The sequence below is a fragment of the Actinomyces sp. oral taxon 849 str. F0330 genome, from assembly GCF_000239715.1.
Classification (GTDB): domain Bacteria; phylum Actinomycetota; class Actinomycetes; order Actinomycetales; family Actinomycetaceae; genus Actinomyces; species Actinomyces johnsonii.
Map to the genome: position 1 here is coordinate 317,211 of NZ_JH470348.1, position 21,496 is coordinate 338,706.

23 protein-coding genes and 2 tRNA genes are annotated in these 21,496 nt (G+C 67.1%); 10 read left to right on the forward strand and 15 right to left on the reverse strand.

The genetic code is table 11. The annotated features are described in order from the left end of the window. The first annotated feature begins 28 nt into the window (after window positions 1-28). Window positions 29-1,930 (forward strand): AMP-dependent synthetase/ligase, encoded by a 1,902-nt coding sequence (locus HMPREF0975_RS01280; protein WP_009232289.1) that lies wholly within the window; start codon window positions 29-31, stop codon window positions 1,928-1,930. A 504-nt stretch (window positions 1,931-2,434) separates the two neighbouring features. Here HMPREF0975_RS01280 and HMPREF0975_RS01285 read toward each other — a convergent pair. The 8 genes from HMPREF0975_RS01285 to HMPREF0975_RS01320 all read right to left on the reverse strand — a co-directional run bounded on the left by HMPREF0975_RS01285 (window position 2,435) and on the right by HMPREF0975_RS01320 (window position 8,733). Next, window positions 2,435-2,791, reverse strand: a complete 357-nt coding sequence (locus HMPREF0975_RS01285; RefSeq protein ID WP_009232290.1) for a chorismate mutase — start codon at window positions 2,789-2,791, stop codon at window positions 2,435-2,437. Continuing rightward, window positions 2,788-4,089 carry an ATP-dependent Clp protease ATP-binding subunit ClpX gene (gene clpX, locus HMPREF0975_RS01290; RefSeq protein WP_034474470.1) on the reverse strand — a complete coding sequence of 434 codons (1,302 nt, stop codon included), beginning with the start codon at window positions 4,087-4,089 and terminating at the stop codon, window positions 2,788-2,790. Before clpX ends, HMPREF0975_RS01285 begins: the two co-directional genes overlap by 4 nt. 219 nt (window positions 4,090-4,308) lie before the next feature. After that, window positions 4,309-4,983, reverse strand: a complete 675-nt coding sequence (locus HMPREF0975_RS01295; RefSeq protein WP_009232292.1) for an ATP-dependent Clp protease proteolytic subunit — start codon at window positions 4,981-4,983, stop codon at window positions 4,309-4,311. A gap of 1 nt (window position 4,984) precedes the next feature. Continuing rightward, window positions 4,985-5,623 carry an ATP-dependent Clp protease proteolytic subunit gene (locus HMPREF0975_RS01300; RefSeq protein ID WP_009232293.1) on the reverse strand — a complete coding sequence of 213 codons (639 nt, stop codon included), beginning with the start codon at window positions 5,621-5,623 and terminating at the stop codon, window positions 4,985-4,987. 129 nt (window positions 5,624-5,752) lie between these two features. Further along, complete coding sequence (locus tag HMPREF0975_RS01305; protein ID WP_009232294.1) at window positions 5,753-6,475, reverse strand: hypothetical protein; 723 nt, start codon at window positions 6,473-6,475, stop codon at window positions 5,753-5,755. Next, complete coding sequence (locus tag HMPREF0975_RS01310; RefSeq protein ID WP_009232295.1) at window positions 6,472-7,203, reverse strand: fluoroquinolone export ABC transporter permease subunit; 732 nt, start codon at window positions 7,201-7,203, stop codon at window positions 6,472-6,474. The genes HMPREF0975_RS01305 and HMPREF0975_RS01310 overlap by 4 nt, the downstream gene beginning before the upstream one ends. Beyond that, complete coding sequence (locus HMPREF0975_RS01315; RefSeq protein WP_232212427.1) at window positions 7,200-8,051, reverse strand: ABC transporter ATP-binding protein; 852 nt, start codon at window positions 8,049-8,051, stop codon at window positions 7,200-7,202. Before HMPREF0975_RS01315 ends, HMPREF0975_RS01310 begins: the two co-directional genes overlap by 4 nt. After that, window positions 8,044-8,733 carry a TetR/AcrR family transcriptional regulator gene (locus tag HMPREF0975_RS01320; RefSeq protein WP_009232297.1) on the reverse strand — a complete coding sequence of 230 codons (690 nt, stop codon included), beginning with the start codon at window positions 8,731-8,733 and terminating at the stop codon, window positions 8,044-8,046. The genes HMPREF0975_RS01315 and HMPREF0975_RS01320 overlap by 8 nt, the downstream gene beginning before the upstream one ends. Before the next feature lie 357 nt (window positions 8,734-9,090). On the opposite strand from HMPREF0975_RS01320, the gene HMPREF0975_RS17255 reads away from it, so the two are divergent. The 6 genes from HMPREF0975_RS17255 to HMPREF0975_RS01350 all read left to right on the forward strand — a co-directional run bounded on the left by HMPREF0975_RS17255 (window position 9,091) and on the right by HMPREF0975_RS01350 (window position 14,165). After that, window positions 9,091-9,414 carry a hypothetical protein gene (locus HMPREF0975_RS17255; RefSeq protein WP_009232298.1) on the forward strand — a complete coding sequence of 108 codons (324 nt, stop codon included), beginning with the start codon at window positions 9,091-9,093 and terminating at the stop codon, window positions 9,412-9,414. Beyond that, entirely contained in the window at window positions 9,411-10,085 is a 675-nt protein-coding gene (locus tag HMPREF0975_RS01330) for an ATP-binding cassette domain-containing protein (RefSeq protein WP_009232299.1), read from the forward strand. Before HMPREF0975_RS17255 ends, HMPREF0975_RS01330 begins: the two co-directional genes overlap by 4 nt. Before the next feature lie 303 nt (window positions 10,086-10,388). Continuing rightward, on the forward strand, window positions 10,389-11,261 hold the full coding sequence (locus HMPREF0975_RS01335) for an ABC transporter substrate-binding protein (RefSeq protein WP_332248268.1): 873 nt from the start codon (window positions 10,389-10,391) through the stop codon (window positions 11,259-11,261). Next, the gene (locus tag HMPREF0975_RS01340; protein ID WP_009232301.1) at window positions 11,258-12,031 is read left to right on the forward strand and encodes an ABC transporter permease; all 774 of its coding nucleotides are present in this window, start codon (window positions 11,258-11,260) and stop codon (window positions 12,029-12,031) included. The genes HMPREF0975_RS01335 and HMPREF0975_RS01340 overlap by 4 nt, the downstream gene beginning before the upstream one ends. Window positions 12,032-12,080: 49 nt before the next feature. After that, complete coding sequence (locus HMPREF0975_RS01345; protein WP_009232302.1) at window positions 12,081-12,449, forward strand: cupin domain-containing protein; 369 nt, start codon at window positions 12,081-12,083, stop codon at window positions 12,447-12,449. Between the two features lie 582 nt (window positions 12,450-13,031). Beyond that, a complete protein-coding gene (locus HMPREF0975_RS01350; protein WP_009232303.1) occupies window positions 13,032-14,165 on the forward strand; it encodes a glycosyltransferase family 2 protein in 1,134 nt (377 codons plus the stop codon). A 126-nt stretch (window positions 14,166-14,291) separates the two neighbouring features. Here the strand turns inward: HMPREF0975_RS01350 and tig are convergent, their stop codons facing one another. The 5 genes from tig to rpmF all read right to left on the reverse strand — a co-directional run bounded on the left by tig (window position 14,292) and on the right by rpmF (window position 16,598). Then, window positions 14,292-15,668: a trigger factor gene (gene tig / locus HMPREF0975_RS01355; protein ID WP_009232304.1), complete on the reverse strand. Its 1,377-nt coding sequence runs from the start codon at window positions 15,666-15,668 to the stop codon at window positions 14,292-14,294. A gap of 172 nt (window positions 15,669-15,840) precedes the next feature. Then, a complete protein-coding gene (locus HMPREF0975_RS01360; RefSeq protein ID WP_009232305.1) occupies window positions 15,841-16,137 on the reverse strand; it encodes a hypothetical protein in 297 nt (98 codons plus the stop codon). 68 nt (window positions 16,138-16,205) lie between these two features. Beyond that, window positions 16,206-16,279 (reverse strand) — tRNA-Pro (locus HMPREF0975_RS01365). A 49-nt stretch (window positions 16,280-16,328) separates the two neighbouring features. Continuing rightward, window positions 16,329-16,399 (reverse strand) — tRNA-Gly (locus HMPREF0975_RS01370). A 34-nt stretch (window positions 16,400-16,433) separates the two neighbouring features. Continuing rightward, entirely contained in the window at window positions 16,434-16,598 is a 165-nt protein-coding gene (gene rpmF, locus HMPREF0975_RS01375; RefSeq protein ID WP_009232306.1) for a 50S ribosomal protein L32, read from the reverse strand. Between the two features lie 155 nt (window positions 16,599-16,753). Between rpmF and HMPREF0975_RS01380 the strand changes: the two genes are divergently transcribed. The 3 genes from HMPREF0975_RS01380 to epsC all read left to right on the forward strand — a co-directional run bounded on the left by HMPREF0975_RS01380 (window position 16,754) and on the right by epsC (window position 19,681). Further along, window positions 16,754-17,521 carry an IMPACT family protein gene (locus tag HMPREF0975_RS01380; RefSeq protein WP_009232307.1) on the forward strand — a complete coding sequence of 256 codons (768 nt, stop codon included), beginning with the start codon at window positions 16,754-16,756 and terminating at the stop codon, window positions 17,519-17,521. A 526-nt stretch (window positions 17,522-18,047) separates the two neighbouring features. Continuing rightward, window positions 18,048-18,977, forward strand: a complete 930-nt coding sequence (gene cysK / locus HMPREF0975_RS01385) for a cysteine synthase A (RefSeq protein WP_009232308.1) — start codon at window positions 18,048-18,050, stop codon at window positions 18,975-18,977. Between the two features lie 128 nt (window positions 18,978-19,105). Beyond that, on the forward strand, window positions 19,106-19,681 hold the full coding sequence (gene epsC / locus HMPREF0975_RS01390) for a serine O-acetyltransferase EpsC (protein ID WP_009232309.1): 576 nt from the start codon (window positions 19,106-19,108) through the stop codon (window positions 19,679-19,681). Between the two features lie 63 nt (window positions 19,682-19,744). On the opposite strand, the gene HMPREF0975_RS01395 is transcribed toward epsC, so the two are convergent. Further along, the gene (locus HMPREF0975_RS01395) at window positions 19,745-21,043 is read right to left on the reverse strand and encodes an alpha/beta fold hydrolase (protein ID WP_009232310.1); all 1,299 of its coding nucleotides are present in this window, start codon (window positions 21,041-21,043) and stop codon (window positions 19,745-19,747) included. Between the two features lie 80 nt (window positions 21,044-21,123). After that, window positions 21,124-21,496, reverse strand: a 373-nt coding sequence (locus tag HMPREF0975_RS01400; protein WP_009232311.1) for a zinc finger domain-containing protein, incomplete at its 5' end; no start/stop codon positions are given.

Below are 21,496 nucleotides of genomic sequence, written 5' to 3' on the forward strand. Positions count from 1 at the left end.
GCTGTCCGGGCCGGGCATACTTGCCACCATGACCGACGCCTCCACCTCCCCGGCCGATGCCGTCTCCTCCGACCCGTCCGGCGAGCACGCCACCGAGCTGCTGATCCCGGTCCACGACGGCATGACGACGCCCTGGGCACTGGCCGAGCGTGTGCGCCGCAATCCCGACGGCGGGCTCATCGCCCGCAAATCCCCGTTAGGGCGGCGCTGGCGCGAGATGAGTGCCAGCGCCTTCCGCACCCAAGTGCGCGAGGTCGCCGCGGGATTGGTGGCCGAGGGGCTCAAACCAGGCGACGCCGTGGGCATCATGTCTCACACCTCGTACGAGTGGACGCTGCTGGACTTCGCCGCCTGGGAGGCGGGGCTCGTCGTGGTCCCCGTCTACGAGACCTCATCGGCCGATCAGGCCCAGTGGATCCTCACCGACGCCGGGGTGAAGCTCATGGTCGTGGAGAACGAGGCCATGGCCGCGATGATCGGCGCTCTGACCTCCACCGTGCCCGAGCTGGCGGACCTGCGCGTCCTGTGCGTGGAGCGCCAAGACGTCCTGGGGCTCATCGAGGCCGGTCGGGGTATGGAGCCCGCCGAGCTCGACCAGCGCAGCGCGGCCCTGACCTCGCAGTCCCTGGCGACGATCGTCTACACGTCGGGCACCACGGGCCGTCCCAAGGGCGTCGAGCTCAGCCACGGCAACCTGGTGCACCTGTGCGTCAACGTCTGCCCCCATGTGCCCGAGGTCCTGGGCGGGGCGGAGGTCCGATTCCTGCTGTTCCTGCCACTGGCCCATGTGCTCGGCCGGTTCGTAGAAATCGCGATCGTCTGCTCGCGCTCGGGTGTCCTGGGCCATGTGCCCGATGTGCGCAACCTGGTGGCGGACCTGGGCTCTTTCCAACCCACCGCGGTTCTAGCCGTGCCTCGCGTCTTCGAGAAAATCTACAACGCCGCGGACGCCAAGGCGACCGGCGCCAGGCAGAAGGTCTTCCGTCTGGCGGCTAAGACCGCGATCGCCTACTCACGGGCCCTGGACACCCCCGAGGGACCGTCGCGCAGGCTGAAGGCCCAGCGCGCGGCTTTCGACCGGATCGTCTTCTCCACCCTGCGCTCCGTCCTGGGCGGGCAGGTCACCCATGTGATCTCAGGGGGCGGGCCGCTGGGCGAGCGCCTGGGGCACTTCTACCGCGGCGCGGGGGTCACCGTCCTAGAGGGCTACGGCCTGACCGAGACCATGGGGCCCTGCGCCGTGAACCTGCCAGGCGCCACCCGGATCGGTACCGTCGGCACGCCGCTTCCCGGCTGTGCGGTCCGCCTCGACGGGGACGGGGAGATCCTGGTTCGGGGCATCGGCACCTTCACCGGCTACCACAACAATCCCGAGGCCACGGCCGAAGCCTTCACCGCCGACGGCTGGCTACGCACCGGTGACATCGGGTCCTTCGAGGGCGCCGAGGGGTTCCTGCGGATCACGGGGCGCAAGAAGGAGCTCATCGTGACCGCCGGGGGTAAGAACGTCGCCCCGGCTCCCCTGGAGGACCGGCTGCGGGGCCACCCGCTGGTCAGTCAGGTGCTCGTCGTGGGTGAGAACCGGCCGTGCGTCGGGGCTCTCGTCACGCTGGACGCGGAGATGCTGCCGCTGTGGCTGTCGTCCCACGGCCTGGAGGAGATGACCGTGGTCGACGCCGCCCAGGACCCGAGGGTGCGCGCCGCGCTGGAGCGGGCAGTGGCCAGAGCCAATGAGGCGGTCTCACGGGCAGAGTCGATTCGAACCTTCAAGGTGCTTCCCACGGACTTCACGGTGGCCAACGGCCTGCTCACGCCCTCTCTCAAAGTGCGCCGTGCCGAGGCGGAGAAGCGTTTCGCGGCGGAGATCGACGCGCTCTACACGCGCACGCCACTCGTCCCCAGCGCCGCTGCCTCGCCGTCGCAGGAATAGGGGCAGTTGTGCGAGTCTGTTGGGCTCGGCTGCCCCGGGTCGCCCCGGGGCTTGCGGACGCTTCCGCGACGCCGCGTCGGTAGGCGGCGCGAGACGACGGACACCGCACCAGCCCCGACCCCCACTAGTCGGCACTGGCCCGCCTCAACAGCGGCCCGGAACGGGCGGCCGCCCATCGAGAACTGCGTTTCCCATCCAGAACGTACCCATCCCGCAAACCACTGGCATCCGCCCCCAGTCGTCTGCGGGACAACGCAGTCCCCGATCACGAAGCACGTTCCCGATCAAGGCCCGCGCAGCACAGGCGGCTCCCCGGCCTGCCCCTCCCGACACCCACAAGCCGCAACCCCGCGCAAAGGGACGCCTCCCCAACCGCCCATTTACGACCGAACCGCCCAGCGGCATCGACATCCACTGGTATAGAGCCTGCTAAGCGACCCACCGCCCCTCCTTCCGCAACCCGCTCCCAATGGCGGGCGTCGAGGCGAGTTACCGGGAGCGCGCCTAGACGGCTGCGTCCGTCGGTGCCTCCAGTCCCGCCTGCCGGGCGCGCTCGGCCCCACGGCCGTCGCGGATCTCCTCGTGGTGCTGGATGACTTCGGCGACGATGAAGGCGAAGAACTTCTCAGCGAAGACCGGGTCGAGGCCGGCCTCCTCGGCCAGCGCCCGCAAGCGCGCCACCTGCTGGCGCTCGCGTCCGGGGTCGGCCGGCGGCAGGTCCAGGCGGGCCTTGAGCAGGCCCACCTGCTGAGTGCAGCGGAAGCGCTCAGCCAGGAGATGAACGAGGGCGGCGTCGAGGTTGTCGATGGTGGCGCGGTAGACGGCCAGCTGCGGGGGAACGCCGTCCTGTCCCCTGCTCATGCGGTTCGGCTCCGCTCCCCCGCTTTGGCAGCCGATCGAAGTGTGCCCGATCCTGCCTGGTAGCTGGGCTTTCCTGTTCCCCGCACGGCATCGGCGTCGACGACGACGCGCCCGACCTCGGGCAGGGAGGGGACCTCGAACATGGCCTGCCCCAGAACTTCCTCCACGATGGAGGTCAGTCCTCGGGCGCCGGTCTTGCGCTCCAGGGCGAGGGAGGCCACCGCTTCGATGGCGGCGTCGGTCAGCTCTAGCTCGACGCCGTCGAGGCTGAAGAGATACTGGTACTGGGAGACCAGGGCGTTCTTGGGCTCGGTCATGACGCGCACGAGCTCGCGCACACCCAGGTCCTGAACGGTGGCGATAACGGGCAGACGGCCGATGAACTCCGGGATGAGGCCGAACTTGTGAAGATCCTCAGGGCGCACCGGGGAGGTGAAGACGTCCTTGGACCCCGTGCCACCGACCAGCTGGGCGCCGAAGCCCACCATCTGGGCGCCGGACTCCTTGCGCTGGCGTTGGCGCACGATCTCCTCGATCCCGGCGAAGGCTCCGGCGGCGATGAAGAGGATGTTGGTGGTATCGATCTCCAGGAACTCCTGGTGAGGGTGTTTGCGCCCGCCCCCCGGGGGCACCGACGCCGTAGTGCCCTCGATGATCTTGAGCAGCGCCTGCTGGACGCCCTCGCCGGAGACGTCTCGAGTGATGGAGGGGTTCTCCGCCTTACGACCGATCTTGTCGATCTCGTCGATGTAGATGATGCCCTTCTCGGCGCGCTTGACGTCGCCGTCGGCGGCCTGGATGAGCTTGAGAAGGATGTTTTCAACGTCCTCGCCCACGTAACCCGCTTCGGTCAGCGCCGTGGCGTCAACGATGGCGAAGGGGACGTCGAGGAGGCGGGCCAGGGTGCGGGCCAGGTGGGTCTTGCCGGTTCCGGTGGGCCCTAGCAGGAGGATGTTGGACTTGCCCAGTTCCAGGCCGTCCCCCTCGGCCACGGAGCGCTCCTTGACCTGGACGCGCTTGTAGTGGTTGTAGACCGCCACGCTCATCGCGCGTTTGGCGGATTCCTGCCCGATGACGTACTGATTGAGGAAGTCGAAGATCTCCTGGGGCTTGGGCAGCTCGAGGGGGACGCCAGCACCGGACTCGCCCAGCTCCTCATCGACGATCTCGTTGCACAACTCGATGCATTCGTCGCAGATGTAGACACCAGGCCCGGCGATGAGCTTCTTGACCTGCTTCTGGCTCTTGCCGCAGAAGGAGCACTTCAGCAGATCCACACTCTCAGCGTTACGTGCCACAGTTTCCTCCAGATTCGTCATCGGTCCCCCTGCCCGGGTGACCCTGCGTCAGCCTACGGGCTGAGCCGGCAGGTGCATCGAGGACATGGCGGCGTGTCCAGTCCGCAATATGCCACGTTGGGCACCATGCTGCCAGCGTTTGCGCGTTTCATTTTCACCGGCTGCTCGGTCGGTGCTCCCGCCAGGGCCGGCGGGAGCACCGTACGCAGCGACGACGCCTCAGGAGGAATGCGGGGAGGCGGGCGCCTTGCGGGAGGTGAGCACCTGGTCCACGATCCCGTAGTCCTTGGCGGCCGTGGCCGTAAGGATCTTGTCCCGTTCAAGATCGGTGTGGATCTTCTCGCGGTCCTGGCCGGTGTGCGCGGCCAGGGTGTCCTCGAGCCAGGAGCGCATGCGGTCGATCTCGTCGGCGACGATCTCGATGTCGCTGGCCTGGCCCTGCATCCCCTCCATGGCGGGCTGGTGGATGAGGACGCGCGCGTTGGGTAGGGCAAGGCGCTTGCCCGGGCTCCCGGCGGCCAACAGGACGGCGGCGGCGGAGGCGGCCTGTCCCAGGCAGACGGTCTGCACCTGCGGCTTGATGTACTGCATGGTGTCGTAGATGGCCGTCAGTGCCGTGAAGGATCCGCCGGGGCTGTTGATGTACATGGTGATGAGGCCGTCGGGGTCCTGAGACTCCAGGACCAGCAGCTGGGCCATGATGTCGTCGGCCGAGGCGTCGTCGACCTGAACACCCATGAAGACGATGCGGTCCTCGAAGAGCTTGGCGTAGGGGTCCTGACGCTTGAAGCCGTAGGCGGTGCGCTCCTCGAACTGGGGCAGTACGTAGCGGGCCTGCGGCATGGCGCCGGCCTGGCAGGCGACGGCCTCGAAGTAGGGACGGGTCGAGGACATGTCAGTTGTCTCCGTTCTGCTTGCCGATCTCCCGGCTGGAGCGCACGATGTGGTCGACGAAGCCGTACTCGAGGGCCTCCTGGGCCGAGAACCAATGATCCCGGTCAGAGTCGGCGATGATCTCCTCCACCGTATGCCCGGTGTTGGCCGCCGTGATCTCCGCGAGCTCCTGCTTCATCTTGATGATGAGGTCGGCGTTGATGCGGATGTCCGTGGCCGAACCCCCGGCGCCGCCCGAGGGCTGGTGCATGAGCACGCGGGCGTGCGGGGTGAGGTAGCGCTTGCCCTTGGCGCCTGCCGACAGCAGGTGCTGCCCCATGGAGGCGGCCAGGCCCGTGGCCACGGTGGCGACGTCGGGCTGGACGTACTGCATCGTGTCGTAGATGGCCATACCGGCGGTGACCGAGCCGCCGGGGCTGTTGATGTAGAGGTAGATGTCCCGCTCAGGATCCTCGGCGGCCAGCAGCAGCATCTGGGCGCAAATGGCGTTGGCGTTGTCGTCACGCACCTCGGAGCCGAGCCAGATAATGCGCTCCTTGAGGAGGCGGTTGTAGATGGAGTCGGTCAGCCCCAAGCCTGCACCGTTGACGTCGGCTGCCTGGGGCGGGGCGACCGCAGCGGGTGTATAGAGCTCGCTCACGTCAGTCCTCTCATGTTCGGTATCGCCAACGCTAACGCGACGCCCCCGTCCGCTATGCCCGCCATGACGCCCTTTTCGCCCACGGCGCAGGCTCCCGCCCGCAGGTCGACGGCCCGGCCGCGCCGCAGCTCACGGCGCGACCCGGCGCCACCCGAGCGCCACGACCGCAAGGTTGACCGCGATGGCCCCCAACAACCATGCCGGCCACCAGGTCCCCTTGTCGATCAGATCCCAGTAAGCCCGCACCGGCCACCAGCTCGGGATCGCGGCGAGCGGCCACTGCCACGCCCCTGCACCGCGGGGCGCTACGGCGGGCAGAACGAGGACGATCAGGGTCAGTTTGACAGCGGCGAATCCCTGGATCGTGTCCGTCGCCCAGGCGGCCAGCCCCAGGGCGACGGCGCCAGCCAGGGGAGCGCCGGTGGCGGCGAGGATAGCGGTGCGCGCCGCCCCCAGATCGTCCAGGTCGGCGAGCCGCACGCATACCCCGCAAGCGACTGCCGCGACGATCACCGCGCCGGTGGCTCTCCAGATCAGGTAGCCGCGCAGGGACGCCGGCGTGACAGCGAGGACCGACCAGACCCCGTCCTCCTTTTCCCCCAGCAGCATGAAGCCCACGACCGTCCCGACCAGCACCGGTACGACGATGGCGAAGGCGGTCACGTCGATGCGGGCGGTCCACTCCCGGGCTCCTGCCCCGCCCGGACCGACGGACCCCAGGAGCGCTGGCACACCGAGCCGCGCGGCCAGGGCCATGGCGAGGGGCACAGCGGGCATCCATACCAGCAGTTCGTCACGGGCCAGACGGCGCAGATCGGCGGGCAACAGCCCCAGCACGGCGCGGAATCTCATGACGTCGCGCCCCTCGGGATGACGGCGCGCACCAGCCTCGCCCGGGCGGCCAGGGCGAGGAGTGCGCACCAGATGGTCCCGAGCAGCGCGCAGGGCGCGGCGGCCCAGACCGGGCGCATCCCGAAGGAGATCTCGATGAGGACGACGGCGGGCTGGAGCGGGTGGCACCACAGCCACCACCCGTCCGGGACTCCGAGGAGGGGCAGTAGGGGGACGCCCAGGACGAGGGTCCACAACCCCGAGGGCAGCAGAAAGGCCCCTATGGTCTCGTAATCGGCAACGACGATGACGCCGTAGAGGACGTAGAGGCAGGAGACGAGGGCCACGCCGATGGCCAGGACCGGCCAGAGCACCGCCGCGCCGTGGGCCGCGAGAACCAACGCACCGACCTCGGCGAGGGCGAGCAGGCACAGGGAGCCGGCGAGCGCAACCAGGTACTCCCCCGGCCCGATCGGGGTGACGGCCTGGGCGGCGAGGATGCCCTCACCCCGCTCGCGCAGGATCTGCACGGCGGCGAAGTAGAACGAGGTGATGGACAGCTCGGACAGGACCACGAGCGGCCACCAGCGGAGCGGGTCCCCGACGAGCGCGAGTAGGACGGCGCCGACCGTCAGCCCCGCGAGCAGGGCTACGAACCAATACCCCGCCGCGGCCTGCCGCCGCAAGTCGAGTACAAGAGTGGCGGCAGTGCGCCTCGCGGTGGCACGCCTCGCCCCGGTCCCGGTCATGACAGCTCCCGACCGGTGACGGACGCGAAGACCTCGGCCAGGTCGGCCTCTTGCGAGTGGAGCGTGCGCACCGTCCGGGTGCGCAGCACCTCGTAGAAGGAGGCATCATCGGCGAGACCGTCCAGGGGGTAGACGCCACCACCCCCGTCCCAGGTGACGCGGACCTCCCGCTTGCCGTGGTGCCGGCACAGCTCCCCCGGGATGCCGATCTCGACGAGATGCCCGTCGACGACGAATCCGACCCGGTCGCAGACACGATGAGCGAGGGTCATATCGTGGGTGGTGACGACGATGGTGCGCCCCCTGTCACGTTCAACGGCGATGAGCTTCTCCATCCTCTGCACCCCCACCGGGTCGAGGCCGGCGGTGGGCTCGTCGAGGAATACCAGCTCGGGTTCGTGCAGGAGGGCACGGGCAACGTTGAAGCGCACGCCCATGCCCTTGCTCATGTGCGCAGCGAGCAGATCCGCGTCGTCGGCGAGGCCGACGGCGGCCAGTACCCCCTCCGGATCCCGGACGGATCCGCGATATAGGCGGGCGACGTAGGCGAGGTTCTCGCGCAGGGTGAGGTGTCTGAAGGAGACGGGCGTCTCGAAGGCGACCCCGATGCGCTCGTAGACCTCGCGCCCCCAGTCACGGATCTCGCGGCCGAGCACTCGCACCGAGCCCCGGTACCCGGTGAGCAGACCGGTCAGGATCCTCTGAAGGGTGGACTTGCCCGCACCGCTGGGCCCCAGTAGCCCGAGAATCTCGCCCTCGGCGACGCACAGACCGACGCCGTCCAGCGCGGGATGAGCCGAGCCCTGGTAGGTGAAGGAGAGCCCGCGGACCGCAATCGTCTCAGGCACGGTCCTCGCCCCCGTAGCCGCCATTCCGGTCCTCGCGGACGCACGGCGCCTTGAGGGCGGAGACCAGCAAAGCGACGACGTCATCGGCCACCCGGTCGATCTCGGGCCGGTCGAAGGCGCTGCTGTCGGCGGCGACGCGCTCGGGGTCCACGTTGAAACGGCTCATGACGTAGTGGGGCGTTCCAAGCAGCACGCGCTCGATCATCCAGGCGGCGGTCTCGGCATCAATGTCCTCGCGCAGCTCACCGGACGTCTGCCCGGCGGCGATGGCGGCGACCGCCCATCGGTGGACGCTGCCGGAGACGGACTGGTCGGACTCGAGCATCGGCGGAGCGTCGTCGGCCAGGGTGCGCGCGAGCACGGCCCATCCCAGCGGGTCGCGCAGGTGGAAGTCGCGGCTGTCCCGCACGATGCCGGCGAGCACCTCCTCGAAGGGGGCCTCGGACACGGCGGCCCCCGCCAGATCGACGCTCGCGCTCACGAGTTCGCGCACCAGGTGGGCGTAGGCGTCCTCCTTGTTGTCGAAGTACTGGTAGAAGCTGCCCTTGGACACGCCGGCGGCACCGATGACGCGGTCGACCGACGCCCGGACGTAGGGGCGGGCGGCGAATTCGACCTTGAGGGCCTCGACGACGCGGGCGCGCTTGTCCTCGGGAAGGTTGAAGAAGGTGGAACGGGGCACGAGAACCTCCTATGACTCTCCAGTCATATGACTACTGAGTCACAGATTAAGCACCTCCATCCGCGCCGTCAACGGCGTCCCGACCCGCACCCGCGGCAGCGCGTCCCGATCGACGGAGCAGGCCAAGACGGTCAAGACGGCAAGGACAAGGGCCGGGAAGACCCCAGAACCACGGCACCCCGCAACGACCGGCCACCGCCGCGCCAAGCGCCCCTTCCAAACAGTCCGGATACCGCAGCGACGCGACTCACGACACACGAACTCGTCAGGATGAACAAATAGGATAAGGTGTCATTACGTATTTACGTGGATGTGATCCGCACGCCCCGAAGGCAGCCGGACCGAGGAGGACGAACCGTGAGCGCGCACCAGCCCTCGAAATCCGAGACCACGCCTCCCACCGGGCCGACGTCGGCCGACCACGTCGTCGGCGAGGCGACACTGACGATCCAGTCCGACAACCACAAGCGCGAAATCCTCGTAGAAGCGGCACGCGTCCTGACCCCGGGCGGGCGCTACGCGATGCGGCAGAGCTTCCGGCTTCAGAGCGAGGCTCTTCATGGCATTGGCACGGTCGCACGAAAACCGGACTCCCCCGCCGAGAACGCCAGAGCGGTTCAGGAGCCTGATGCCGCCGAAGATGCCGGCGGCGCCTCTGACCGAGAGGCTCCGGCCTCATGACGGATGTTGCGACCAGTTCCTCGAACGTGACGGGCCAGCCGACTCAACGGCATGGGGACCGCGGCGAGCTCAGGCTGGATCAAGTCACGATGATCCGCCGGGGCCTGACCCTGGTGGAGGATCTGTCCGTAACGGTTATTCCTGGACGGACCCTGGCGGTCACCGGGGCCTCCGGAGCCGGCAAGACCACACTGCTGCGGGCGATCTCGGGCCTGTCGGACACCGACGCCGGCTCCGTCTCCCGCCCGACAGGGCGCCTGGCCCAGGTGTTCCAGGAGCCGCGGCTCATGCCCTGGTACTCGGCCCACCGCAACATCTCCCTGGTGGTCGGCGGCCCGATGCCGGATCTGACGGCCGCCCAATGGCTGGAAAGGGTGGGGCTCGCCTCTGCCGGACACCTCCCGCCGGCCCGGCTCTCCGGAGGTATGCGTCAGCGGGTGTCCATCGCCCGGGCGCTGTCGACCGGGCCGAGTCTGCTCCTGGTCGATGAGCCCTTCTCCGCCCTGGACCGTCCCCTGGCCAAGGCGCTGAGGGCCGATCTCACCGACCTGCTCGCCGACCAGGACGTCATCACCGTCTGGGTCACGCACGACCCCGACGAGGCCGAGGAGGTCTCTCACCTCCACCTCCACCTCGATGGCCCTCCGGGAACCTGGCACTTGTCCGGCTGAGGAGCGGAGCCGACGGCACCCCCACACTCCACGCCCTCCTTTCATACCTCTGCATTCCCCGACGACGAAGGACAACGAAGCACCATGGGCAACCACACGAACTCACACACTTCACGCGCAGGCACCCCTCGTAGGCCAGGAGCACCGATCAGGCGCCGCTCACTCATCACCCTGGCCGGTCTCGGCGCCCTTTCCCCGGCGATCCTGTCAGCCTGTTCATCGCGTTCGAGCAAGGCCTCATCCAGCGGGACCGGCGGTCACATCGACACCCTGCGCGTCCACGTTCCCACAACTCTAGCCTACATGGCGCCGATGACGCTCTTCGGCGGCCAGGGCAAGCTGGCCCCGACGATTGGCAAGGCCACGGTGGAGAACTGGTCGAGCATCGACGCGATGAAGACGCTGCTCATGCAGAAGCAGACCGACCTGGCCGCCACGCCCTCCTACGCGGCAGCGAACCTGTTCAACAAGGGCGTCCCACTGCGCCTGGTCGCGATGCAGGTGTGGGGCATGCTCTACATCATCGGTCCCGAGGGAACCTCGGAGCAGGGCCTTGAGGCCCTGCGCGGCAAGACGGTGGCCGTGCCCATGCCGAACAACATGCCGGACCTCGTCTTCCGCTACCTGCTGGGCCAGAAGGGCTGGGACACGAGCAAGGACCTGACGATCCAGAGCTACACCGATGGCCAGGAGGCGTTGTCCAACCTCCTGGCGGGCAACGCCGAGTTCGCAGTCCTTCCCGAGCACCCCGCCAGCGTCAGCCTGACCAAGGCCAAGCAGCAGGGCAAAATCCTGGAGCGCACGGCCGACCTCCAGCAGATCTGGGCGGAGGTGACCGGCGGGGAGGCGAAGTTCCCCATGGCCGGACTGGTCATGCCGCAGGAGATCGCGGACTCCAACCCTCAGGCGGTCGGGGCAGTCCTCAATGAGGTGGAGGCCTGCATCGCGGCCACCAAAGCGAAATCCGAGGATACTATCAATGCCATCTCCCAGAAGACCGAGGTCCCCGCACCGATCGTCACCGAGGTGATCCCCCGCCTCCAGCTGAACTTGGTCCCGGCGGCCCGGGCCAAGGACCAGCTGGTCGACTTCTATACCCGTCTGTCCACCATCAGCCCGGACATCGTCGGCGGCAAGATGCCCGCCGACGACTTCTACCTGAAAGACCCCCGGTGACCCCGGACCTGCCATCGCCCCTCGTTCGCTGGCGCGCACGTCTTCTGTGGTGGGCCGGTATCGGCTTGGCCATCCTCATCTGGTACTGGGCCGCACTGGACCAGCCCGAGTACGCCCTTCCCGGTCCGGCGGCGACCTGGAGCGCCTTCCTAGGGCTGATCGACGACAGAGCGCTGGGATGGACCCTGTGGCTCACTTTGTCCAGAGCCGTCGTCGGCCTGGGGCTGTCCTGTCTCATCGGCATCCCGACGGGCTGGGCCCTGGGCACCTGGACCTGGCTGCGTGAGCTGCTGGACTCCTGGGTCCAGATCCTCATGGCGGTACCGCCGATCGTGCTCGTCGTGGTCGGGATGATATGGCTCGGACCGACGACGGGCGTCGTCATCCTGGTGGTCGCTCTGGTCACGCTGCCTCTGCTCGTCGCCTCCATGCGCGACGCGGTCCTCAACGTCGACGGCGACCTGCTGGAAATGGCGACGGTCTTCTCCAAGTCCCGCCCGTGGACGATCCGCAGGATCATTCTGCCAGCGGTAGCGCCACCGGTACTGTCTGCTCTGACAGTCGCCGTCGGCCAGTCCGTGAGGGTCACGGTCATGGCCGAGCTTCTGAGCACCCCGACGGGCCTTGGCGCAGAGGTCCAGCAGGCCCGCACAAATCTGGAAACCGCCGACGTCTTCGCCCTATCCGTCATCATGGCCGCGCTGACGCTGGTGCTCGAGCTGTGCGTCCTGCGCCCGTTTCGACGCCGCCTGACGACCTGGTCCTCGTAGTCCTCGTTCATTCTTGCAGTCCTCATCACTCAACACCGAAGGAGCACACATGTCACCCTCAGCCAGCACCCCGTCCACCGAATCCCTGTTCCGGCTCGGACTCAACGAGGCCCTGCCCATCTCCGATGAGGCCACCACCTCACGAGTCGTCGTCAACAATGACATCCTGCGCACCGTCATCTTCACCTTCGACACCGGTCAGCTCCTGACCGAACACACCTCCCCTCGCGCCGTGGTCGTCACGCTCCTGGAGGGCGAGATGGACTTCTCCATCGGCGAGCGCGTTGAACGGATGAGCGCCGGAGACGTCATCTACCTGGCCCCCGGAGACCGTCACGCTCTGACAGCCGTGTCACCATGCCGCATGCAACTGGTGATGGTCGACGTCGACAAGATCGACACGACAGCAGCGGAGTAGCGCGGGACAGGACGACACAACCGTCGACGGAGCCGCCGACCGGCGAACCGGCGGCAAGCGTCGCGTAGGGGCGGGGCGCGGAGCGCAGAGGGCTCCGCGCCCCGCCCCGCTTTCTTGTGACATCCGCAAAAACAGGCGCCTCATCCGGAGGCTTCGTAGCACCGGGCGATTCCGCGTAACCCGGAGCATCACGCTTGGTGTTGCGCCTCACGCAGTTCCCGTGACAACTCGGAACGGTAAGCCAACTCACGCACCCTTGTAGGAAAACTAAACCTTCCATAGAATAGATTGTGGATGCCCGAGATCTTGACGTGACTCGCTTCCCACACCGTGGCATAGGGAAGACGGGCGTGGCACCATCGCTTTTATCCACCCAGAAAACGCAGGGAACAGTAAGGGAGCGTGTATGTCTACCGACTCCAAACCCTAGTTCTCCCCTCAACTACCCTACCACGTTCTTTTACTTTTCAATAACCCCATCCCCGCCCGGTCTCCACGTCTTCCGCCTGCCGCACCACCCAGTAAGGGGTTACCAGTGTTCAGCAAGCCCGCACAATTCCATGCACCAGAGAGGAACGCCGCATGATTGTCATCACCCTTCTGGTGGGAATCCTATTCTGGATCGGGATTGACATATGGGCCGGCATCACCTCGAAGTGGTACAAGGCGGTAGAACTCGACCCCGGCGTTATCTCTGAAGACTTCAGCATCCTCGTGCCGATCTACGGCAACGTCAAGTATCTCCAGAACGCGGACTATCTGCACCCCTACGGCGATCGGGTGGTCCTGTGCACAACCTCCGGCGAGTCCGAGGAATTCTACCGCGACCTCGAGGACATTGCCATCCGCTACGGATTCAGGATCTTCCGCAGCGAGTACGTTCCGCGCAAAGTGGGGCGCAAACGGAGCACCTCGGGGATCACTCGAGACACGGTCGTTCGAGACGCGCTGCTGGCCGCACCGCTCAACTCCTACACGGTCTGCCTTGACGCCGACACCACGGCACAGGAGTCACTGACCCACATCGTCGGCGCCCTGGTGGCCAACAAGGCGGACTTCGCCTCGGTCACCATCGTCCCGCAGAAGAAGGGGCCCTTCATTGTCCAGATGCAGCGTCACGAGTACGTTGTCTCCATGCGCGCCCGTCGAATCATGCCGTGGCTTCTCAGCGGAGCCCTTCATATCGGCAAGACCGACGTCATGCGCCAGATCATGGCTCGTCACTCGCTGTTCTTCCAGGGCAATGACATTGAGTCCGGGATCATCGGGGACGCCCTTGGATACAAGGCCGTTCATATTCTTGCCCACGTCAACACCAACGCGCCGGACACGCTGTACGCCTGGTGGCGTCAACGGATTGCGTGGAGTGGTGGCTCTTTCAGACTGTTCATCATCAACTTCAGATTCGTCTTCCAGCACCCATTCCTGTGGATGTACAGCGGTATCGTCGTGATCAGCATGTTCGTCCTCAGATGGATCGCCGTCATCTCTCCTGGCTGGACTCTGCTGCTCGCGCTGTTCATCTACTACGCGGCTATCGTATGGCTTCACTGGGACCACGGGAACAAGTGGCTCATCTTCCAACCCTTCTACTGCCTCTTCGTCAGTCTCATCGTCGTGCCCATTGGTGTGGCCTACTACTTCAAGATGGCGATTCCGGAGCGCAATTTCGGAGTCATCCGTCCCAAGCGCAAAGAGCTGGTGCCTGCGAGCTGATCCTCCTCGCAGCAACCCGGGAATAACATCCGGAAGACGCGAACAAGCGAACCAAATTGGCGGGCCCACCTTCTCAGAAGAAGGTGGGCCCGCTAATGGTTTGCCGAACCCGGGAACGGAATCAGCTCACTCCTCGCCACTCTCGGCGGAGTCGGCGCTGTCATCGTCAGCGGCCTCAGCGACAGCCGCCGCAGCGGCCTCGGCGGCCGCAGCAGCGTCGTCTTCATCGGAGCCGATGTAGGCCGACAGGTCCACGACCTCTCCCTTGGAGTCGACGACCCTGGCCTGTCGCAGGGCCATGGCCAAGGATTTGTTGCGGGCAACCTCGGAGACGAAGGCAGGAATCTGCCCGGCCTGCTGGGCTCCCTGGAGGAACTGGGCGGGCTCCATGCCGTACTGCTGAGCGGTCTGGAAGAGGAACTCGAGGAGCTCGTCCTGGGCCACGCCGACCTTGAGGTCTTCGGCCAGGACATCGAGGATGATCTGGTCGCGCACGCCGGTGACGATGTCGTCCCGGATCTCCTTGGCGTGCTCCTCGTCGCCCTCCTTGCCCTCAGCCTGGAGGTGCTGGGCGATCTCGGCCTCGACAACGGCCTCGGGAACGTCGAAGGACACCTCACCGCGCAGATGCTCGAGCAGAGCGTCACGGGCAGCGACGGCCTGCTCACCGGTCTTGCGCTCGGAGACCTGCTTGACGAGGTCCTCACGCAGCTCCTCAACGGTGTCGAACTCGGAGGCGAGCTGGGCGAACTCATCGTCGACCTTGGGCAGCTCGCGCTGCTTGACGGCGGTGGCGGTCACGGTGACCTCGGCCTCCTCGCCCGCGTGCTCGCCGCCAGCCAGCTCGGTGGTGAAGGTGGCAGACTCATCGGTCTTGAGACCGCGCAGAGCGGTATCCAGCCCCTTGAGCATGTTGCCCTTGCCGATCTCGTAGGAGACGCCGGAGATGGAGTCGACCTCCTCGCCGTCAATGACCGCCTTGAGGTCGATGGTGACAAAGTCACCGGTCTTGGCCTTGCGGCCCACGGACTTCAGGGAGCCGAAACGAGCGCGCAGGTTGTCCAGCTCGGTGTCGACGTCCTCGTCGGTGACCTCGACGGCATCGACGGTCAGTTCGGTCTTGCTCAGGTCGGGCAGCTCGATGACGGGGCGGACGGTGACCTCGGCGGTGAAGGCGAGCTGGCCGCCGTTCTCACCGGTGGCGTTGGGCAGTTCGACAACGTCGACCTCAGGCTGGAGCATGGGGACCCGCTCGGCCTCGGTGATGGCGTCCCGGTAGAAGTCAGAGAGCTTGTTGTTGACGGCCTCTTGGATGACGGCCCCACGGCCGACCCTCTGGTCGATGACCCGGTTGGGGACATGGCCGCGGCGGAAGCCGGGAACCTGGATCTGAGAGCCGATCTCCTTGTAGGCGGCATCGAGGCTGGGCTTGAGCTCCTCATAGGGGACCTCGACGGTCAGCTTGATGCGACTGGGGTCGAGATTCTCGACAGTGGTCTTCACGGGGGTTGCTCCCAAGGTCTGAGTTCTGCGGTAACACCGAAGCGTTCTGAACGCGTTCGGCGGACGCGCGTCTGTGGCGTCAATCCGTGCCATCTTAGGGCAAACGGCCAGTGGGATCGATGATGCGTCCCCACCTGGCGCATGACTCTGGACACAAGGGCAAGACCTGCCATCACCTCGGGCTCAGTGGCACGCTCCGGCCTCCGACAACGACGGCTTGCCAAGCCCGCTCAACCCGGGCGACCCGCCCGACCGCATCAACGACGTCGGCGTGAACGTCGCGGGCCTCAGCATCGTCAGAACCGGTGAAGCGGACCGTCACCCGGGGCTCTGCGCGCACGACGTCGATCTGAAACGACTCCAGAACAGTGGTTTGCTTGACAGCGCTGCGGGCGGCGGACTCGACATCCTTGGGACTGTGACCCGCTTTGAGCGCGTTCACCGTAAGAATCGATCGGTATGAGGGCATGACTCCAGCGTAGTGCTCACCGCGACAGCACTTGAATCGCACGACGCTATCGCCCGTAGGGCGAACGGTCGGGCTGGCGGGATTTGAACCCGCGGCCCCCTGCTCCCAAAGCAGGTGCGCTACCAAACTGCGCCACAGCCCGTGACGTGGCGAAAGGGACCGCCGAGGAAGCGGCCCCTTTCTGCTCACAGAGCGGGTGACGGGAATCGAACCCGCGCAATCTGCTTGGAAGGCAGAGGCTCTACCATTGAGCTACACCCGCATGGATGAAGGGCTCTCACCCTCCACCGGCAGCCTCACTGCTCGATGAGGCCCTCCTTGTAGGCCCGCACAAGACGGCGGGGCACGGCGATCTCGCGGCCCTGAACGCGGATGGTGTTGAGCTCGGTGAGCTTGGCCTTCCACTGTGAGCGGCGGTTGCGGGTGTTGCTGCGGGACATCTTCCGCTTCGGCACTGCCATGGGCCCGCTCCTCTCTCATGAACCAAAGGGATCAGGCGACCCCTCGAAACTGGACCGAGGGACACCATAACGACATTCGCCCGACCGCTTCCAGTCCAAGACCGTCTCCACCCGTGTGACATCGATCCCGCGCCCGCCCGTGCGAAGATCATTCCATGGCCTCACACGCCCCCGGCACATCCTCCCGCCGCCCTGCTCGCAACGATGGCCCCCGCGGGCTGGTCACGCTGGCTCATGGCGAGCAACCCGAGATCGACCTGGAGATCAAGAGGTCGCACTTCCTGGCGAGAGCCCACCGCACGGACACCATGGACGAGGCCCGCGAGTTCATCGCACGAGTGCGTTCCGCTTACCCCGATGCGCGTCATCACTGCTCGGCGATGACTGTCACCGTGCTCTCCGAGTCCAACGCCCCGACCGCGTCGCACCATCCTACTGAGCGCTCCAACGACGACGGCGAGCCCTCGGGCACAGCGGGCCAGCCCATGCTCGAGACGCTACGGGGAACGGGATTGGCCAACACGACCATCGTCGTCGCCCGCTACTTCGGTGGGACGCTTCTGGGGACTGGAGGCCTGGTGCGCGCCTACTCGGAGGCCACTGCCCGGGCACTGGCCCGCGCCTCGCGCGTCGAGCTGATCCGGCGTCACCTGTGGGACCTGCGGGTGCCGGTCGCCCAGGCCGGCAGGATCGAGGCCGAACTGCGTTCCCGCGATGTCGCCGGCGGCGACCATGACGGTCATCATTCGATCCAGGTGGAGGAGACGATCTGGGGGCCGACCCACGCCGTTCTCATTCTGGCAACGCCCTTCGCCGACCCAGCTCTCCTACAGGAGCCGCTGGCCGCTCTCACGCGCGGCGAGGGGATTGCCGAGCCCGCCGGAAGCCGTCTGGTCGAGGTCCCGTTGCCATCGTCTGCATGACACGGCCGACCGATCCGCACGCCTCCAGAGCTTCAGGGCCCACCGCGATGTGACACAGTCGACCCCAGAATGCGGTCATCGCTGCGGGACACGGGGTAGTGTTTCAGCGATGGCCGGGCCGGAACGGTCCCGGATCAGTTCACGAGCAGCTCAGACACGGGCAGGCGCAGTCAGCCGCCCCGAGGGACAGGAGGACCATGATGGCCATGACCGCCATGTGCGCCATGTCCCCCATGTCCATGTGTCGATGCTGCCGGTGTAGGTAGAGCGCCAGGCCACGACATCCGTGCGCGTACCGCTGCGCGCATGCCCGGCGCTCCCGGAGCAGGCGGTCTCTACCTGCTGTTTCACCCACTCGACGCAGTATGGCTGCCCATTGACGGACGCGGACCGTCTCCCCCACCTTCTTTCACCTCTTTTGTCATTCTCACGGGCTCTCCCGCGGGCCCGGCGCCGCCCCGTCTCGGAAAGGCGCCGGTATCGGCACCGAGGGCTCATTCAACCCGCAACCCCAAAGGACATCACTATGACCTACGCACTCGACGCAACCGCCCTGGTCGGCAACACTCCGCTGGTTCGTATCAACCGCGTGACCGATGGCGCGCCCGCCACCGTCCTGGCCAAGGTCGAGGCCTTCGAGCCGGCCTCCTCCGTCAAGGACCGCATCGCCCTGTCCATCGTCCGCGCCGCGGAGGAGTCCGGCGCTCTCAAGCCCGGTGGCACCATCGTGGAGGCGACCTCCGGCAATACCGGCGTCGGCCTGGCCATGGTGGGAGCGGCCCTGGGCTACAAGGTCATCATCACCATGCCTGAGACCATGTCCAAGGAGCGACGGGCCATTATGCGGGCCTTCGGCGCCGAGCTGATGCTGACCTCCGAGGGCGGCGTGGCCGGTGCGGTCAAACGCGCCGAGGAGATCCAGGCGGCCACCCCCAACTCGATCCTGGCCTCCCAGTTCACGAATCCCGCCAACCCCAAGGTCCACCGAGAGACCACGGCCCGGGAGATCCTGGAGCAGACCGGAGGCGACATCGACGTCTTCGTGGCCGGAATCGGCACAGGGGGCACGCTGACCGGCGTGGGCCAGGTCCTGCGTCAGGAGAAGCCCGGGGTGAGGATCTACGGCGTCGAGCCCTCCGAGTCCCCGCTGCTGAGCGAGGGGAAGGCCGCTCCCCACAAGATCCAGGGCCTCGGACCCAACGTGGTTCCCGAGATCCTCGACCAGGAAATCTGGGACGAGCTCCTCCACATCGAGTCCGACGTCGCCATCACCTACGCACGCCGCGCCGCCGCGGAGGAGGGCCTCCTCGTAGGCATCTCCTCAGGCGCTGCCCTGGCCGCCGCGAGCGAGCTGGCCAGGCGCCCCGAGCTGGCGGGTAAGACCATCGTCACCGTCCTGCCGGACACCGGTGAGCGCTACCTGAGCACGCCCTTGTACAAGGACTTCCTCGACTGACGACTCCGACGGCGGTAAGCCCGGAACAGGCAAGCCGCCGTCGGTGTTGTCACCGGCGCAGCGGGTGCGGTGCGGACTCATGAGTAGACCGGGACCGCACTGTCACCCCCCAACTGAGGAGCACAACCATGCACAACTCCAAACGGTCCCTGCTGGACCTGGCCCGCGAGGACCTGGCCGCGGCCCGCAGACGCGACCCCGCCGCCCGGTCCAACCTGGAGGTTGCCCTCCTCTATCCCGGCGTTCACGCTCTGTGGGCGCACCGAGCCGCCCACAAGCTGTGGCACAAAGGGCACCGCTTCGCCGCACGCGCCCTGTCCCAGGCCGCCCGAAACTTCACCGGCATCGAGATCCACCCAGCCGCAGTCATCGGCGAGCGCTTCTTCATCGACCACGGTATGGGAGTGGTCATCGGTGAGACGGCCGAAGTTGGCGACGACGTCCTGCTGTTCCACGGAGTGACTCTTGGCGGAGTGTCCATGAGTCCCGGCAAGCGTCATCCCACCATCGGCAACAACGTGCAGATCGGCGCCGGCGCCAAGGTTCTGGGGCCGGTCGTCGTCGAGGATGGCGCCAAGGTCGGAGCCAACGCGGTACTGGTGAAGAACCTGCCGCAGGGGCACGTCGCAGTGGGTGTCCCCAGCCGGGCCCGAGACCCTCGCACCGACCCCGAGCTCATGATGGACCCGACCATCTACATCTGAGACACCTCTTCTGACGGTTTCAAACCACCCGGATCTCCCGCTGACCGCGCCTGCTGCGCACGGTCAGCGGGAGATCATTCCCGCGGCCAAGTCGCGCAGACGGTTGAAGACCTTGCCGCCGGAGGCGCGCGAGCCGTCGTGCTCGTACTCGCTGGTGATCCAAGTGCGCAGACCGGGGATAAGCGCAGCCGTCTCCAGTGAGGTGGTTATCGGCACGAACACGTCACGGGCGTAGACGGCGGCGGCACCAGGAGTCGTGGTGGCCTTGAGTCGGGTCGGGTCGTAGAGCGCAGGCCACTCATACGCGGCCAGAAGATCGGCCACCGCCAGCCAGGGGCGAAGGCCGGTGTCCTCTGCGAAGCTCTCGCGGCGCACGTGCTCACCGGTCAGCAGCGTGGGGTCGTCCTCGAAAACCGCGGGCCGGGCCCTCTGGGCGGCCCAGTCGGTGGTACCGGCATCGGCCCAGCAGGACTCGTGGATGACGGCGTAGAGCGGGGACCGCCCGCCGAAGGCCAATGAGTGCCCCAGGTCGTAGCGGAAGGTCCAGGAGTCGGGATCGCGTTCCAGAAGGTGGTGGAGGGTGTCCGCACCCCCGGCCCCTCCCAACAGGGCGCCGAGCGAGCGCAGGCGCTCGGGCCCGACGATGTCCCCGCCCGCCGTCGTCAGCTCGCCGCGGCCGGCCAGCTCGGACAGATGGGACATCCGGTCGCGGTCCTTGGGGTAACGGTCGTAGTACTCCTCGCTCTTGGCGCGCATTGCCTCATAGCTGAGGGCGTAGACCTCATCGATGCCGTGTCCGACGGCGGGCAGGCCTCCGGTGATGTAGACGGTCTCCAGACTCTCGGCGTGCTCGGACAGATAACGGGTGACGCAGAATCCTCCGAAGGATTGTCCCAGCAGGCTCCACCGCTCCAGACCTAAGGCGCTGCGCAGCTCCTCGCAGTCCTCGACGATCTCGTCGGCGCGCAGGTGGGTGAGCAATCGGGCGGTGGCCGCGGGACTACCGGCGGCATCGGGCCGGTCCACCGGGCTGGAGGCACCGGTGCCGCGCTGGTCTATGAGGATGACCCGGTAGTGCTCCAGGATCGCGCCGAGCCAGCTGAGGCCGGCATCGGCACTGGGGCGGGGCGCCTCGCAGCCGGGCCCGCCCTGGAGGAAGACGAGTGGTGGCCGGGAGAGCGGGTCGATGCCCGCAGCCGAGACCTCGCGGGCGTAGACGGTGATGGAGACCGAGCCATCGGGGGCGAGGTCCCCCTGGCCGCTGCGGTCCAAGGGCACGCTCAGGTGGTGGTGCCGGATCAGCAGCCCAGTGGTCGAGGAGGACCAGTTCGAGGAGCGCAGGAGGGGCGAGGCGTTCGACATGCCGCAACCCTAGGCCCCCCATACTTGTGTCCGGCGACCATATTGGTATCCGGGCGTCCTGGAAACGGACTGCCCGAATCTCAGCGGGCCTGGCAGGAGGGGCACCAGAAGAGGCGGCGGGCTGCCATCTCCCGCTCCGCCACCGGGGTTCCGCAACGCAGACAGGGCCGCCCGGCGCGGTGGTATACGTACCACCGTCCGGCTTCGAGGTCGTCCGGCGGCAGGGGGTAGGGAACATCGTCGAGGTCGACGGTGGTGATGAACCCGGTGGCCACACCGTATTCCATGAGGGGGCGCAGGTCCTCCCAGATGGCCCGTAGTCGCTCCTCGCTGATGCGGTTGCCGGCTCGGAAGGGTGAGACCCCCACCCGGAAGAGCGTCTCGGCCCGGTAGATGTTGCCGGCCCCAGAGATGACGGCCTGGTCCATGAGCAGCTCGCCGATGCTCTTGCGC

Excerpts from the sequence above, each read along its gene's own strand:
- HMPREF0975_RS01285 (WP_009232290.1), bottom strand. The coding sequence starts at position 2,791 with ATGAGCAGGGGACAGGACGGCGTTCCCCCGCAGCTGGCCGTCTACCGC.
- HMPREF0975_RS01310 (WP_009232295.1), bottom strand. The coding sequence starts at position 7,203 with ATGACCGGGACCGGGGCGAGGCGTGCCACCGCGAGGCGCACTGCCGCC.
- HMPREF0975_RS01380 (WP_009232307.1), top strand. The coding sequence starts at position 16,754 with ATGGCCTCACACGCCCCCGGCACATCCTCCCGCCGCCCTGCTCGCAAC.
- rpmF (WP_009232306.1), bottom strand. The coding sequence starts at position 16,598 with ATGGCAGTGCCGAAGCGGAAGATGTCCCGCAGCAACACCCGCAACCGC.
- HMPREF0975_RS01330 (WP_009232299.1), top strand. The coding sequence starts at position 9,411 with ATGACGGATGTTGCGACCAGTTCCTCGAACGTGACGGGCCAGCCGACT.
- HMPREF0975_RS01295 (WP_009232292.1), bottom strand. The coding sequence starts at position 4,983 with ATGTCCTCGACCCGTCCCTACTTCGAGGCCGTCGCCTGCCAGGCCGGC.
- cysK (WP_009232308.1), top strand. The coding sequence starts at position 18,048 with ATGACCTACGCACTCGACGCAACCGCCCTGGTCGGCAACACTCCGCTG.
- HMPREF0975_RS01335 (WP_332248268.1), top strand. The coding sequence starts at position 10,389 with ATGGCGCCGATGACGCTCTTCGGCGGCCAGGGCAAGCTGGCCCCGACG.
- HMPREF0975_RS01305 (WP_009232294.1), bottom strand. The coding sequence starts at position 6,475 with ATGAGATTCCGCGCCGTGCTGGGGCTGTTGCCCGCCGATCTGCGCCGT.
- HMPREF0975_RS01280 (WP_009232289.1), top strand. The coding sequence starts at position 29 with ATGACCGACGCCTCCACCTCCCCGGCCGATGCCGTCTCCTCCGACCCG.
- epsC (WP_009232309.1), top strand. The coding sequence starts at position 19,106 with ATGCACAACTCCAAACGGTCCCTGCTGGACCTGGCCCGCGAGGACCTG.
- HMPREF0975_RS01350 (WP_009232303.1), top strand. The coding sequence starts at position 13,032 with ATGATTGTCATCACCCTTCTGGTGGGAATCCTATTCTGGATCGGGATT.
- HMPREF0975_RS01395 (WP_009232310.1), bottom strand. The coding sequence starts at position 21,043 with ATGTCGAACGCCTCGCCCCTCCTGCGCTCCTCGAACTGGTCCTCCTCG.
- HMPREF0975_RS01345 (WP_009232302.1), top strand. The coding sequence starts at position 12,081 with ATGTCACCCTCAGCCAGCACCCCGTCCACCGAATCCCTGTTCCGGCTC.
- HMPREF0975_RS01360 (WP_009232305.1), bottom strand. The coding sequence starts at position 16,137 with ATGCCCTCATACCGATCGATTCTTACGGTGAACGCGCTCAAAGCGGGT.